Genomic DNA, 14,610 nt, shown 5'->3' on the forward strand with positions numbered 1-14,610 from the left:
GCTTAAAAGGATTAGATTGATTAAAATTGTTTGCCACGAATCGCACGAATTAATACAAATTAATTCACATTGATTCTTGAAATTGGTCCGCCTGTTTGCTATCGCTCGGGTTGTACAAAAAAATAAAAAATCAACACATAGAATCATAGATTTAATTTCTAAGTTTAGAACAAAATAAAATAATACATTATTTACACATAGCGATCTGTGTTCATGTAAAGTGAAACGTCTTTTTTTAAGCTTTAAAAACTATGTTTCTATGCGTCAAAATATTTTAAGCCTTGATTTCAAAAAATAAAATCTGTGTAAACCTGTTCAAATCGTAAAAACCGTGGGCATTAATTCCCTCCTATTATCAATGCAAAACTCACTAAAAAATATATTTCCCAATTTCTCCGACGAACTTATCGCAACAATTGAAGAAAACGGAAGTCTGCAGGATTTTGAAGCCGGAACCATCTTAATGCGAACCGGACAATACATTAAAAACACCGTGTTAATTACCAAAGGGAAAATTAAAATTTACCGCGAAGGCGAAGATGGCGGCGAGTTTTTAATGTACTACCTACAACCCGGGCAAGCCTGCGCTATTTCGATGATCTGCACCGCTAAAAGCGAAAAAAGCCAGATTATGGCAAAAGTTGTCGAAGATGTTTCGGTTATGATGATTCCCTTGCAAATGATGGACAAATGGATGATGGAACACCGAACCTGGTATGAATTTGTAATTGATACCTACCGCAGCCGTTTTGAAGAAGTTCTCGAAGTAGTAGACAATATCGCTTTCCGTTCCATGGACGAGCGTCTGGAATTTTACCTCAAACGACATTCGGATGCTTGTGGCTGCTCTGAAGTCAATCTTTCGCATCAGGAAATTGCAACGGAATTGAATACTTCCAGAGAGGTAATTTCCCGACTCCTTAAAAAAATGGAGCAAAGAGGCCTGGTCAAACTCAACCGCAATCAGATTGAGCTTTTAAAGTAAAAACATTTACTTTTTTGTTCTTAACCATTAAGAGATTAAGAAAAATTAAGAGTTAAAGACAACGATTGTCACATTGAGCGAAATCGAAATGCTCTGCGTGTTCTCGACTCCGCTCGAACTGACCAATAAATTTGTGTAATTCGTGGCAGAAAAAAAACTTATGTGATAAATGTTACTGTAGTTTTCTTTCCAACAAAGCATCTTTGCATTAAAACAACTGCAATGGAATATTTGGGATATTTTGCTTCAATCATTATCGGGATTTCACTGGGCCTTATTGGCGGCGGCGGATCTATATTAACCATTCCGATTTTGGTGTATTTGTTCAAAGTAAATCCGGAGCAGGCTACTTCTTATTCTTTATTTATTGTGGGATTAACTGCCATGTTTGGAAGTTACAGTCATTACAAAATGGGGAATCTTAAACTTAAGTCGGCTTTGTATTTTGCGATTCCTTCTGTCATTTCGATTTTGATTATTCGGGAAGTTATTTTTCCTCAAATTGCTTCTACCCTGTTTTCTATAGCTTCGTACTCGGTTTCCAAAGATTTTCTCATTATGATTATCTTCTCTGTATTGATGATTACAGCAGCAATTTCAATGATCCGAAAAAACAAACCCGAAACAAAAGCCACCGAAACTAATTATGTTCAATTAAGTCTAATTGGATTTTTAGTTGGAATTGTGACTGGATTTTTGGGCGCCGGAGGTGGTTTTTTAATTATTCCTGCACTGCTTTTCTTTGCCAATTTACCCATGAAACAAGCCGTTGGAACTTCATTGTTGATTATTACGATTAACTCTTCGATAGGTTTCGGCGGCGATTTATACATCGGAACCCCCATAGATTATACCTTTTTACTAGGAATTTCTGCAATGGCACTCTTTGGAATGTTTATAGGAAGTCAGCTTTCTAAAAAAATCGACGGTGCAAAACTAAAACCCATTTTCGGATGGTTTGTTTTGGTGATGGGGTTTTATATTATTACAAAGGAAGTTTTGTTTTAAATTTATTTTTTTCTCGCAGATAAAGCAGATTTTTATTTTAGTTAAGTGTAGAATATCTTTACTAAAGATGTAAAAAAAACATAAAAACTTTATTTTTAAACCAAATAATCACAATAATTGTCATTTCGACGAAGGAGAAATCTCCGCGAGAAGCTCAACAAAGATTGACTTTCGTTGCGGAGTTACTTGCGAAGATTTCTCGTTCCTCGAAATGACAAAAGTGTACAGGCTAACTTTACACTTAAGTCTTTTTTACTTCCACCAATAATAATAGTTATGTTGACCGTCATATTCAAAACCACAGCGCGGATATAATTGGTTTCCTATATCATTTGTTTTTTCGGTTTCCAGCATCAAACCACAAGCATTGGTTTCCTCACACCATTCTTTACTGCGATCAATTAATGCCACAGAAAATCCTTTACCTCTGTAATCAGGATGTACAAAAAGATCATTTAGTAACCATAGTCTTTGCATTTTAGTAGAGCTAAATATTTTATAGAGCTGTACAAAACCAACCGCTTTTCCGTCTGCAATCGCTAAAAAAATATCCGACTCATTATGCAACAATCGTTCTTTAAGAAAGGCTTTCCCTGCCTCAACATCAGATTTCTGACGATAGAAAACACGATAGAGGTCAAAAAGTTCAGCTGTTTCATTAAGATCTTCCAAACTTGCTTTTTTGATTTGGTAATTCATTATTGTAAATTTTGAGATTAAAAGAACGAAAATATTCTAAAACTTAAACTCTTTTATAGTCCAGATTTCATAAAACGGGATCATCCAGAACTTAATTCTTTTCAAGAGATTCTTAAACAAAAAAACAAATTATCTCTTTTACTATTTCTATTAAACCCTGAATTTTGATCAAGATGAAAACAAAAAGAAATTACAAACTAAAAATTACCTACGTTCGAAACCTTGTGCTCTGAAAGAGCCTTAGCAACAACATGGTGCGAAGCACTATGAATGAAAATAGATTATGATGATAAGCCCTGAAAGGGCGAAAGCCTAATCACAAAGAAATATTTATTATACATTTTTGAGAAACATATATTCTTCTTTAATCTATTACTCATTTGCTTTTGCCCTTTCAGGGCGATATTTACTTCTTCTTAATTCGTAGTGCGATGCACTACTCTAATGCTTTAAGGCTTTCAGCCTATTTTTAAAGGTCTCAAATCACAAAATTTATAAAAATATTCTTTTCCAACTTTACCTAACAACTCTTTTTTTGCTAAGCCATCTCGGAATCAAACAAAAAAAACCGTTGGTTAAAACCAACGGCTATGCATATCATTAATTCGTGAAAATTTGTGAATTCGCGACTATAAAATCTAATGTTCCCCATACCCGATATCATCCATTTTCCCGCTAAAAACACGGTATTGAATAACAAAATAGACAATCACCAAAAACAATGCGATAAAAAACCAATTCATCCCAGCGCTCAGTCCGTATTCGTGCGCCGCAGTGTTGTAAATGGTTAAGGACGGATTCACCTTATTTGTAGAGGGTAAAACATTCGGAAAAATGGAAACAGCTGTTGAAGCAAATCCACCTACCAAAAACAAAGATGAAAACAAAAATCCATAACCGTCTTTTTTCCACGAACGTACTTTGAATAATCCTAAAATCCCAACAAAAGTCATCAATGGAAAAAACCAAAGAATTGGATTCTCTACAAAATTATGGAAAGGCTTTGGCTCAATAAAGTGCCAGATTTGCAATGAAATACAAACCAAAACCAGCAAGACAATATTCAATTTAAAAACAACATTTTTAAGCTGTGGATTCAAAGCTGAATTGGTTTTAAAGATGATCCAGTTCGCACCGTGGATGGTTAAGGAAACCACACTCACAATTCCCAGAAAAAGTGTAAACCAGTCGATAATTCCTAATTCACTTGCCTGCGGACTAAAAGTTGGATTCCACAATGGCAAAAAGAAATAATGCGCCTCCTGGGTTGAAACTCCGTTGGTAACCATACCAAGGTTGACACCGCGTACAATATTACCCAAGGCAATTCCGAAGAATAGAGCCAACAGTAAACTCGCCATTCCGAAAGCCTTATCCCAGATTGCTTCCCACATGGGATGATGCACCTGTCCTCGCATTTCCAAACCAATGGCACGAAAGATCAGCAACCATAAAATCATAATTAAAGGCAGATAAAATCCGCTGAAAGAAGAAGCATACAAAGTAGGGAAAGCAAAAAACAAAACACCACCAGCGGCGATAATCCAAACTTCGTTGGCATCCCAAAACGGACCGATTGCATTTGTAATTGCTTTTTTATCTTTTTCTGTTTTGGCAAAAAATAAATGAATAATTCCTGCTCCAAAATCATAACCGTCTAAGACAATATAAACGGCCAAAATTCCCATTAAAACTACGTACCAAAAAAATTCCATACTTATATATTTTCAGTTATGACTTCAGTGTGAGGTCCTTTATTGATAATTTTTCCAATCAAAAGCAAAAACAGCATTCCAAGTAAAAGATACAATCCTATAAATCCCAGTAAAGTAAATAGTGTATTTCCGGAAGAAACAGTTGGAGAGGCTCCGGCTGCTGTTCGCATTAAATTATAAACAAGCCAGGGCTGTCTGCCCAACTCTGCCGTATACCAGCCAGTCGTATTGGCAATGTAGGGGAATGGCATCATAAAAAGCAAGGACCAGAGAATCCATTTGGTTTCGTACAATTTACCTCTGATCAATTGAAACAAAGCCAAGGACATCAAACCAATAAAAAGCGTTCCAAGTCCCACCATAATATGATACGCATAATACAAACCTGAAATATTAGTAGGATGAAGATCTTCTTCAAACTGATCCAAACCTTTAATTTCCTGCTCCCAGTTTCCATAAGTCAGAAAACTCAGAATATTCGGAACGGCAATCTTGTTGTCCAGTTTTTTATCTTTAACATCAGGCTGTCCAATTAAAACAATTTCAGAACCCTTTTTCTCGGTATGAAAAATCCCTTCCATAGCCGCAAACGTTACAGGTTGGTATTTCACCACATTTTTGGCCAGTAAATCTCCCGTTGGAACAGCCACAATCATACTGGCAATCAATCCAAAGATCACTCCCGTTTTAAGAAACAGTTTTCCGAAAACAATATTCTTTTTGCTTAAAATATAGAAAGAACCAATTCCTGCCACAACAAAAGAACTTGTCACTAAAGACGCGGCCTGATTGTGCAGATACGATGGCCACAGCCAAGGATTTAGAAACAGTGCTTTGAAATTGGTCAACACAAATTTTCCGTTCTCCAGAATCTCGTAACCTACGGGATTCTGCATCCACGAATGTGTTGCGATAATTAAGTAACCACTGGCCCAGGAACCGATACAAATTAGTAATCCGGTGACAAAATGCCATTTATGTCCCAGTAATTTTTCTCCAAACAAAAACAGTCCTAAAAAGGAAGATTCTAAAAAGAACGAAAACATGCCTTCCATGGCTAATGTCTGTCCGATAATCCCTCCGGTTAACTCGGAGAATTTTGCCCAGTTGGTTCCAAACTGAAACTCCATCGGAATTCCGGTTACCACCCCCATCGCAAAATTCAGGGCGAAGATTCTCATCCAGAAATGGGTGGCGTGATTGTATTGTTCGTTTTTAGTTTTGAGATATTTCCATTTGAAGTACACAATGATCAGCGAAAGACCCATTGTAAGTTGCGGAAAAAGATAGTGGAAAGTAATTGTGAAGGCAAATTGCATTCGGTCATAAAAAAGCATTTCTTCCATAGTGGTAATTTATTTATGAAGTCCCACAAATTTACCCATTAAAACCCGAAATTCCTGCCTTTAAAAAAAGTTTATCCCCTGATAATTGTTAAACTTTTCAACAATTTAGTTGTACAAACTGCACTTATGTTTTTAAACCAGAATTGTCATTTTGACCGAAGGGAGAAATCGCAGTAGAAAACCCACAAACAGAATTGCCAATCTTTGTCGAGCTTCTTGTGTCATTGCGCGCGATTTCTCCCTTTGGTGGAAATGACAAGATTATCCATACTATTCTTTCTTCAAAATCCCCTTCTCCACACTTTCATTAATCAAACCTTCTGCATAATTCCATAATGTTTTAGAGCCTTCTTTTATCACGCTCTTTTTCTCGTACACTTTATCATAACTTACACCGAACTCTTTCCAGGTTCCGCCATTGTTAGAAGTATTCTGTAATAAAGGCTCTAAACGATCCATCGATCTGGCAAATTTAGCTTCGTTGGTCTCACCTGCTTCAAATTCTTCCCAGATAGCAATTAATTCTTCGGTCTGTTTTTTCGGTAGCAAACCAAAAATACGATTCGCCGCCAATCGTTCTTCATCGGTATTCGAATGATTTTTCTGTGAATCATATATAAAGGTATCACCTGCGTCAATTTCTACAATATCGTGTATCAAAACCATTTTCACGACTTTCAGAACATCAATCGGGGCATCTGAATGTTCGGCCAAAACGATTGCCATTAAAGCCAAATGCCAGCTGTGTTCTGCGTCATTTTCGTTTCGGTCACTATGAAACAGCTTCGTTTTTCGCTGAATGTATTTTACCTTATCAATTTCTTTTATAAAAGCAATCTGATTCAATAAGTCTTCTGTATTCATTTTTGTAACTGTTTATTTGTTTTAAAATGACATTCGTCATGTGCAAAATTATAAGTTAAAGCTTAATTGCACGGGTTTAAATCAAATAATATAACTTCTATGATAAAATCCGCTTTTTATTTCACCCCGAAATTAAATTTCTGTAACAATAGTCACTTAATTTCCCGAAAAACAGACTTACCTTTGTATCACATTATTTTAGATTTCAAATCATGAAAATAGAACAAATTTACACCGGATGCCTTGCGCAGGGTGCCTATTATATTACTTCAAATGGCGAAGCCGCAATTATTGATCCGTTAAGAGAAATTCAGCCTTACCTTGACCGTTTAGAGCGCGATGAGGTAAAATTGAAATATATTTTTGAAACGCATTTTCACGCCGATTTTGTTTCCGGACATGTCGATTTAAGCAAAGAAACTCAAGCGCCAATCGTTTATGGCCCAAATGCTGCCTGCGAATTTGACTGTATTTCGGCAAAAGACGGACAGGAATTCAAAATTGGAAATATCACGATCAAAGCGCTGCATACTCCGGGTCACACCATGGAAAGCACCACTTATTTACTGATTGATGAAAACGGAAAAGATCACGCCATTTTCTCCGGAGATACTTTATTTATTGGAGATGTTGGACGTCCGGATTTGGCTCAGAAAGCAGCCGGGATGACGCAGGATCAATTAGCCGGGATTTTATATCATTCGTTACGAGATAAAATTATGACTTTGGCTGATGATGTGATCGTTTATCCTGCCCATGGTGCGGGAAGCGCCTGTGGTAAAAACATGAGCAAAGAAACGGTCTCTACAATAGGAAATCAAAAAGCGACCAACTATGCGTTGCGCGCCAATATGACCGAAGCCGAATTTATTACTGAAGTCACAGACGGATTATTGCCTCCTCCTGCCTATTTCAGTATGAATGTGGCGATGAACAAACAAGGTTACGAAAGTTTTGAAACAGTTTTGTACAATGGAATGAAAACCATCAAAGCAGAGGAATTTGAAGCCGTAGCCGAAGAAACAGGTGCTTTGATTCTGGATACCAGAAGTGCTGCCAATTTTAGTAAAGGGTTTATTCCACAATCTATTAATATTGGAATCAATGGTGATTTTGCTCCTTGGGTTGGAACTTTAATTGGTGATGTAAAACAGCCTATTGTATTGGTAACGGAAACCGGTCTTGAAGAAGAAACTGTAACCCGTTTAAGCCGTGTAGGATTTGATTCGATTATTGGTCATCTGGAAGGCGGTTTTGAAGCCTGGCAAAAAGCAGGTTACGAAGTAGACACTGTAAACAGAATCACTGCGCAACAATTTTCAAATGAGTTCAAATTCGGAGAAGACAAAATAATCGACATTCGTAAAGAAACAGAATATGCTGCAGAGCACATCGAAGACGCGTACAGCAAACCACTGGCTTACATTAATGATTGGGTAAAAGACATTAACCCAAACGAACATTTTTATCTGCATTGCGCCGGAGGATATCGCAGTATGATTGCCGCTTCGATTTTACAGGCCCGCGGTTTCAGAAATTTTAGCGAAATTGAAGGCGGTTTTGGAGCCATTTCTAAAACAGAAATTCCGAAATCAGATTTTGTTTGTCAAAGTAAAGTACTGAAATAAAGTCACTGAGGCTCTAAGTCGCTAAGATTCTAAGATTTTACCTTTGAAATTTAACGACGAGACCTTATTACTAAAACACTTAAAAATACAACTCAGAACCTTAGAATCTTAGTAACTTAGAACCTCAAAAAAAATGCTTGAAATCTTAAAAGAACCTTGGCCTTGGTACGTTTCCGGGCCGCTAATCGGATTAACAGTTCCTGTTTTATTGATTCTTGGAAATAAATCTTTCGGAATCAGTTCCTCGCTTCGTCACATTTGCGCGGCTTGTATTCCTGCCAATATTTCTTTCTTTAAATACGACTGGAAAAAAGAAAGCTGGAATTTATTCTTCGTTTTTGGAATTTTTCTGGGCGGAGTCATTGCGGCTTATTTTCTGGCGAATCCAAATCCAATAGAAATTAGTCCCGAATTATCAACGAAATTAGCTGCCTACGGAATTACCGATTACAACGGTTTAGTTCCTGCACAATTATTTTCCTGGGAAAGTTTATTCACGCTTCGTGGTTTTATCATGATTGTGGTAGGCGGATTTCTGGTAGGTTTTGGAACACGTTATGCCGGCGGATGTACCAGCGGACATGCCATTATGGGAATTTCAAATTTACAATGGCCATCATTGGTAGCGACAATCTGTTTTATGATTGGAGGTTTTGTAATGACACTTTTGATCTTACCTTATATTCTTTCACTTTAAAATTTCAAAAATGAGTTTAGAAAACAAAACAGTCGACGGCGAAGGAATCAATGCCAGCCAGAAAAAAGAAACAGTCTTTGGAAATCTTAAATATTTAATCGTTGGTATCTTTTTCGGAATCTTATTCGTAAAAACTGAAATCATAAGCTGGTTCCGTATCCAGGAAATGTTTCATCTTGAATCATTTCATATGTACGGTGTAATTGGAAGTGCTGTTGCCGTTGGAGTAATCTCCGTATTTCTTATTAAAAAGTTCAACATAAAAACACTGCAAGGCGAAAAAATCGAAATTCAGCCCAAAACGTTCAGCAAAGGACAAATTTATGGCGGATTGTTGTTTGGTTTTGGATGGGCCATTACAGGCGCTTGTCCGGGACCTTTATTTGCCCAAATTGGTACCGGTGCAACTGTTATTGTTGTAACGCTGATAAGTGCCATCTTAGGAACCTGGGTTTATGGTTTTATTAAAGACAAATTGCCTCATTAATATTCTTATTTAATATCATACACATCAAACCCGACAGGTTTTAAAAACCTGTCAGGTTTACTAATAACTAACAGATGAGCCACACAACAGAAAATTTAATTTTAAGAAAAGCGGATACCTCTGAAATACCACAAATATGGAGTATTCTGCAAGATGCTATTGAACAGCGAAGACTGGACGGAAGTACACAATGGCAGGACGGTTATCCTAATGAGCTAACCATTCGTACCGATATTGAAAACGATCATGGGTATGTGCTTACAGAAAATGACACTATATTATCTTATGCGGCGATTCTTTTTGATAAAGAACCAGCCTACGAAATCATACAAGGTAAATGGCTCACTGACGGTGATTATGGAGCTATTCATCGTGTTGCCGTATCGAAACTCGCAAAAGGTAAAGGTATTGCAACCAAACTGTTTGAAAAGATAGAAAGTTTATGCCTCAAACAAAACATATACAGTATAAAAGTAGACACGAATTTTGACAATATCCCAATGCTTAAAATTTTAGACAGACTGAAATATACCTATTGTGGTGAAGTTTTTTTCAGAGGAGGAGCACGAAAAGCATTTGAAAAAAAATTGATTTAGAAAATAAAATCACAAAATAAAACAAACGGACCCGACAGATTTTAAAACCTGTCGGGTTTTATTTTGCCTGTGATTAAGTTCTATAGTTTTTTAAGACATTTTTTTCGACTAAGAGTATTATCTTCCTTTTACTTTCATTAAGTTTACAATACCAGATTTAATCTTACAAAAAAAGCGAACCAATCACAGCCCTATGAAACGCTCAGAACAATTGTCGAAACTAGAAAATACGGAACAATGGGATGTAATCATAATTGGCGGGGGAGCAAGTGGTTTGGGGACTGCTCTAGATGCCGCAAGCCGGGGTTATAAGACCATTCTGCTTGAAGCAGTCGATTTTGCAAAAGGAACCTCCAGCCGAAGTACCAAATTAGTTCACGGTGGTGTTCGCTATTTAGAGCAGGGAAATATCCATCTGGTCATCGAAGCCCTGAAAGAAAGAGGATTACTGGCTAAAAATGCCGGCCATTTAGTAAAAAATCAATCTTTTATAATTCCAAACTACAACTTCTTTGCCGGTTTATTCTACACCATCGGATTGACTGTTTATGATTTATTGGCAGGGCGTTTAAGTTTGGGGCGATCAAAATACCTTTCCAGGAAAAAAACAATTGAAATGCTTCCTGCTGTAGCAGAAAGAAATCTAACCAATGGCGTAATTTATCATGATGGCCAATTTGACGATTCCCGACTGGCGATAAACATTGCCCAAACGGCAATTGAAAAAGGAGCCTGCCTTTTAAATTATGTCAAAGTTGTTCATTTATTAAAGAACGATCAAGACCAAATCATCGGTGTTGAAGCCATAAATCACGAAACAGGCAAAAAGTACGAAATCAAAGGGTCGGCTATTATCAATGCAACGGGTGTTTTTACAAATGCCATCATGAAACTAAACGACACGGTATACAAAAAATACATTGTGCCAAGTCAGGGAATTCATCTTGTATTTGATCAATCCTTTTTGCCGGGCGAACACGCTTTGATGATTCCTAAAACAAGTGACGGAAGAGTTTTGTTTGCCGTTCCCTGGCACAATCGAATTGTGGTAGGAACTACTGATACTTTAATTCGAAAACACAGTCTCGAACCCATTGCGTTAGAGAGTGAAATTGAATTTGTTTTGGAAACTGCTCAACGTTTTCTGGCTAAAAAACCCACAAGAGCCGATGTTTTATCTGTTTTTGCCGGTTTACGACCTTTAGCTGCACCGGAAGAAGAAGGCAAAAGCACCAAAGAAGTTTCCCGAAGCCATAAAATCATAGTTTCAGAAACCGGATTAATCACAATTACCGGAGGCAAATGGACTACTTACAGAAAAATCTCTGAGGATATTATTGATAAGGCTATCAAAATAGGCAAATTGCCTAAAAAAGCTTGTATTACCGAACAGCTTCCCATTCATGGAAATAAAGCCACTACAAATTCAGACAGAACAAATCATTTATATATCTATGGATCAGACCTTCCTAAAATAGTAGAATTGCTGCAAAGAGAACCTGAACTAAAAGAAAAATTACATCCGGATCACGAATTCACAATGGCCGAAGTGGTTTGGGCTATTCGATATGAAATGGCAAGAACAGTAGATGACATTCTCGCAAGACGTGTCCGCTTGTTGTTCTTAGATGCCAGAGCTGCCATAGCTTCTTCTGAAAAAGTAGCGCGCCTACTGGCAAAGGAACTCGGACATGATGAGACCTGGATCCTTAGAGAAATAACCAACTTTCATGGAATTGCAAAAGGCTTTCTTCTAAAAGAATTTCAATAGATTTATATTAACTTAAACCTGTTGAGTGAAATTGAATTACATTTAATTTTAACACATAGAAACATAGATATTAATATCCAAAAGAGGAAGGCAAAGCAGAAACACCTTTCTTTCACCTAGTATATTATCTGCTTTTTTAACTAGTGAAATGCCTTTTTTAAGTTTACAAAGACTATGTTACTATGTGTTAAAACAATTTCACCCACCGGGCTAACTTAAAAATATGCGATCATGCAGGACAAATTAATTCTGGCTTTGGATCAGGGAACTACTTCTTCCAGAGCCATTGTATTCAATCATAAAGGAGAAATAGTCAGTATTTCTCAAAAGCCATTTAAACAAATTTTTCCAAAACCGGGATGGGTCGAACATGATCCTAACGAAATTTGGTCTTCACAAGTTAGTGTCGCTGCCGAAGTAATAGCAAAAGTTGGAATTACGGGCCGCGAAATTGCAGCCATAGGAATTACCAACCAGCGGGAAACTACTATTGTCTGGGATCGCGAAACAAGTGAACCTGTCTACAAGGCTATTGTCTGGCAAGACCGCAGAACCGCAAAATACTGCGACGAACTAAAAGCAAAAGGACATACAGAAATGATCCAGAAAAAAACCGGATTAATTCTCGATGCTTATTTCTCCGGAACCAAAGTAAAATGGATATTGGACAATGTTCCCGGAGCACGCGAAAAAGCAGAACAGGGAAAACTTTGTTTTGGAACTGTAGATACCTGGTTAATCTGGAAACTAACCCGAAGTAAATTGTTTATGACGGACGTTTCTAATGCCAGCAGAACTTTATTATTCAATATAAATACTTTGGACTGGGACGACGAGTTGCTGGCATTATTTGATATTCCGAGAGCCATGCTGCCTGAAGTAAAAGAAAGCAGCGCGATATATGGAGAAACAAGCACTACCCTATTCTCTACAAAAATCCCAATTAGCGGGGTTGCCGGAGATCAGCAGGCAGCCCTTTTTGGTCAGCTGTGTACCAACTCCGGGATGATTAAAAACACCTATGGAACAGGTTGTTTTATGCTCATGAATACCGGTGAAAAACCTATTTTTTCAGCACACAACTTATTGACTACAATTGCTTGGAAAATCAACGGAAAAACTACATATGCGTTAGAAGGCAGCGTTTTTGTTGGAGGTGCAGCCGTACAATGGTTGCGAGACGGCGCAAAAATAATCAATTCATCAGATGAAATCGAAGCTCTCGCAGCAAGCGTGCCTGACAATGGCGGTATTTATTTTGTTCCTGCTTTGACCGGTTTAGGAGCACCACATTGGGATCAATACGCAAGAGGCGCCATCGTTGGAATCACCAGAGGGACGACAAATGCACATATTGCCAGAGCTACTTTAGAAGGAATTGCTTATCAGGTAAACGATCTCCTCAAAGCTATGGAAGCAGATTCCGGATACAAAGGAATAGAATTACGAGTAGACGGTGGTGCAGCAGCAAACAATTTATTAATGCAATTTCAATCAGACATATTTGGGTCTAATGTAACCCGACCTACCACATTAGAAACTACCGCTTTGGGAGCCGCGTATCTGGCAGGACTAGCCGTGGGATATTGGTCGAGTTTAGACGATCTGAAAGAACAATGGTCGATCGACCAAGTATTTTCTCCAAAAATGGATCAGGCTAAAGTAAAGCTACTGGTGAAAAACTGGGACAGAGCTGTTGGCCGCGCATCGCATTGGATTGAAGAATAATTTTTAACTACTAACTAAACCGTAAAAAATGACTCCTTTTATAGCAGAAATTTTAGGCACAATGATCATGATTTTATTAGGAAATGGCGTTGTGGCAAACGTATTACTTAAAGATACCAAAGGAAACAATTCGGGTTGGATGGTGATCACATCAGCTTGGGCATTTGCCGTTTTTGTGGGCGTTACTATCGCAGGACCAATTAGCGGTGCCCATTTAAATCCTATTGTTACGTTAGGTTTGGCCCTGATTGGAAAATTTACCTGGAATCTGGTTCCTGCATACATCCTTGCTCAAATGATTGGAGCAATGTCAGGTGCTTTTTTAGTGTGGCTGTCTCATAAAGATCATTTTGCAGCAACCGAAGATGAAGGAACTAAACTGGCCTGTTTCTCTACCTCACCGGCAATCAAAAACAATCTCTCCAACTTAATAAGTGAAGTAATTGCGACTTTTGTCTTACTATTTTCAGTCTTTTATATTGCCGGACCAAGTTTGCAAATCGCAACCGATACGAATGCAACAATTGGATTAGGAACCATTGGAGCGCTTCCGGTAGCGATAGTCGTATGGGCAATTGGTCTGTCATTAGGAGGAACTACAGGTTACGCCATAAATCCTGCAAGAGATTTAGGCCCCAGAATCATGCATGCTATTTTACCTATAAAAGGAAGCAGTAACTGGACGTATGCCTGGATTCCAATTGTAGGACCCATAATTGGTTCGGGATTAGCTGCCGCATTATATTTGACGATTAATTAATGCCTAACAAACGGAGAGTTCTGAAATTTAGGGCTCGCGGGTTTCTCCTATTATGAGCTCGCGTGAGGGATAGAAGCTATCTGCCGAAGCAGTGCGGATAGCCCGACAGCATCCTGATAAGAGGGCGTATAAGCACAACGTAACTTTGCCCTCTTACCGGGATGGTGGCACGCCCTGCTCAGCATTAAATTACTTCTTTATATAAGGTTTTGCCAAGGTTTTAAATTTTTGAAAAAGCTTAGTTCGTTTTAAATAATCATTAAATAATTCCCCAATCTTGCATTAAATTAAAAACTTATAGTATTTTTACCATAGTTCTATAGGGT

13 protein-coding genes are annotated in these 14,610 nt (G+C 37.8%); 9 read left to right on the plus strand and 4 right to left on the minus strand.

Annotation, left to right across the window (positions count from 1 at the left end; translation table 11 throughout):
* Positions 1-358: 358 nt before the first annotated feature.
* Together JO950_RS18205 and JO950_RS18210 are read left to right on the plus strand one after the other, a co-directional pair.
* A complete protein-coding gene (locus tag JO950_RS18205) occupies positions 359-985 on the plus strand; it encodes a Crp/Fnr family transcriptional regulator (protein ID WP_202703913.1) in 627 nt (208 codons plus the stop codon).
* Between the two features lie 222 nt (positions 986-1,207).
* Complete coding sequence (locus JO950_RS18210; RefSeq protein WP_173966397.1) at positions 1,208-1,993, plus strand: sulfite exporter TauE/SafE family protein; 786 nt, start codon at positions 1,208-1,210, stop codon at positions 1,991-1,993.
* Positions 1,994-2,245: 252 nt separating this feature from the next.
* On the opposite strand, the gene JO950_RS18215 is transcribed toward JO950_RS18210, so the two are convergent.
* The 4 genes from JO950_RS18215 to JO950_RS18230 form a co-directional block, all read right to left on the minus strand.
* Positions 2,246-2,692: a GNAT family N-acetyltransferase gene (locus tag JO950_RS18215; protein ID WP_089076415.1), complete on the minus strand. Its 447-nt coding sequence runs from the start codon at positions 2,690-2,692 to the stop codon at positions 2,246-2,248.
* Between the two features lie 638 nt (positions 2,693-3,330).
* Entirely contained in the window at positions 3,331-4,407 is a 1,077-nt protein-coding gene (gene cydB / locus JO950_RS18220) for a cytochrome d ubiquinol oxidase subunit II (protein WP_202703914.1), read from the minus strand.
* Between the two features lie 2 nt (positions 4,408-4,409).
* Positions 4,410-5,753 carry a cytochrome ubiquinol oxidase subunit I gene (locus JO950_RS18225; RefSeq protein ID WP_173966394.1) on the minus strand — a complete coding sequence of 448 codons (1,344 nt, stop codon included), beginning with the start codon at positions 5,751-5,753 and terminating at the stop codon, positions 4,410-4,412.
* A 270-nt stretch (positions 5,754-6,023) separates the two neighbouring features.
* Positions 6,024-6,617: an HD family hydrolase gene (locus tag JO950_RS18230; RefSeq protein ID WP_202703915.1), complete on the minus strand. Its 594-nt coding sequence runs from the start codon at positions 6,615-6,617 to the stop codon at positions 6,024-6,026.
* Positions 6,618-6,829: 212 nt separating this feature from the next.
* Between JO950_RS18230 and JO950_RS18235 the strand changes: the two genes are divergently transcribed.
* The 7 genes from JO950_RS18235 to JO950_RS18265 all read left to right on the plus strand — a co-directional run bounded on the left by JO950_RS18235 (position 6,830) and on the right by JO950_RS18265 (position 14,284).
* Positions 6,830-8,245, plus strand: a complete 1,416-nt coding sequence (locus tag JO950_RS18235) for a rhodanese-like domain-containing protein (RefSeq protein ID WP_202703916.1) — start codon at positions 6,830-6,832, stop codon at positions 8,243-8,245.
* Between the two features lie 133 nt (positions 8,246-8,378).
* A complete protein-coding gene (locus JO950_RS18240; protein WP_202703917.1) occupies positions 8,379-8,942 on the plus strand; it encodes a YeeE/YedE family protein in 564 nt (187 codons plus the stop codon).
* Between the two features lie 10 nt (positions 8,943-8,952).
* A complete protein-coding gene (locus JO950_RS18245; RefSeq protein ID WP_202703918.1) occupies positions 8,953-9,429 on the plus strand; it encodes a DUF6691 family protein in 477 nt (158 codons plus the stop codon).
* Between the two features lie 74 nt (positions 9,430-9,503).
* Positions 9,504-10,025, plus strand: coding sequence for a GNAT family N-acetyltransferase (locus JO950_RS18250; RefSeq protein ID WP_202703919.1), 522 nt, complete (start codon positions 9,504-9,506; stop codon positions 10,023-10,025).
* 193 nt (positions 10,026-10,218) lie between these two features.
* Positions 10,219-11,796, plus strand: a complete 1,578-nt coding sequence (locus JO950_RS18255; RefSeq protein WP_202703920.1) for a glycerol-3-phosphate dehydrogenase/oxidase — start codon at positions 10,219-10,221, stop codon at positions 11,794-11,796.
* 231 nt (positions 11,797-12,027) lie between these two features.
* Complete coding sequence (glpK, locus tag JO950_RS18260; RefSeq protein WP_202703921.1) at positions 12,028-13,524, plus strand: glycerol kinase GlpK; 1,497 nt, start codon at positions 12,028-12,030, stop codon at positions 13,522-13,524.
* Between the two features lie 28 nt (positions 13,525-13,552).
* On the plus strand, positions 13,553-14,284 hold the full coding sequence (locus JO950_RS18265; protein ID WP_202703922.1) for an MIP/aquaporin family protein: 732 nt from the start codon (positions 13,553-13,555) through the stop codon (positions 14,282-14,284).
* Positions 14,285-14,610 lie beyond the last annotated feature (326 nt).

The organism is Flavobacterium sp. UGB4466 (assembly GCF_903469665.1).
In the GTDB taxonomy this organism is placed as follows: Bacteria; Bacteroidota; Bacteroidia; order Flavobacteriales; family Flavobacteriaceae; genus Flavobacterium; species Flavobacterium lipolyticum.

Excerpts from the sequence above, each read along its gene's own strand:
- JO950_RS18265 (WP_202703922.1), top strand. The coding sequence starts at position 13,553 with ATGACTCCTTTTATAGCAGAAATTTTAGGCACAATGATCATGATTTTA.
- JO950_RS18230 (WP_202703915.1), bottom strand. The coding sequence starts at position 6,617 with ATGAATACAGAAGACTTATTGAATCAGATTGCTTTTATAAAAGAAATT.
- glpK (WP_202703921.1), top strand. The coding sequence starts at position 12,028 with ATGCAGGACAAATTAATTCTGGCTTTGGATCAGGGAACTACTTCTTCC.
- JO950_RS18250 (WP_202703919.1), top strand. The coding sequence starts at position 9,504 with ATGAGCCACACAACAGAAAATTTAATTTTAAGAAAAGCGGATACCTCT.
- JO950_RS18215 (WP_089076415.1), bottom strand. The coding sequence starts at position 2,692 with ATGAATTACCAAATCAAAAAAGCAAGTTTGGAAGATCTTAATGAAACA.
- JO950_RS18210 (WP_173966397.1), top strand. The coding sequence starts at position 1,208 with ATGGAATATTTGGGATATTTTGCTTCAATCATTATCGGGATTTCACTG.
- JO950_RS18225 (WP_173966394.1), bottom strand. The coding sequence starts at position 5,753 with ATGGAAGAAATGCTTTTTTATGACCGAATGCAATTTGCCTTCACAATT.
- JO950_RS18255 (WP_202703920.1), top strand. The coding sequence starts at position 10,219 with ATGAAACGCTCAGAACAATTGTCGAAACTAGAAAATACGGAACAATGG.
- JO950_RS18205 (WP_202703913.1), top strand. The coding sequence starts at position 359 with ATGCAAAACTCACTAAAAAATATATTTCCCAATTTCTCCGACGAACTT.
- JO950_RS18240 (WP_202703917.1), top strand. The coding sequence starts at position 8,379 with ATGCTTGAAATCTTAAAAGAACCTTGGCCTTGGTACGTTTCCGGGCCG.
- JO950_RS18245 (WP_202703918.1), top strand. The coding sequence starts at position 8,953 with ATGAGTTTAGAAAACAAAACAGTCGACGGCGAAGGAATCAATGCCAGC.
- JO950_RS18235 (WP_202703916.1), top strand. The coding sequence starts at position 6,830 with ATGAAAATAGAACAAATTTACACCGGATGCCTTGCGCAGGGTGCCTAT.
- cydB (WP_202703914.1), bottom strand. The coding sequence starts at position 4,407 with ATGGAATTTTTTTGGTACGTAGTTTTAATGGGAATTTTGGCCGTTTAT.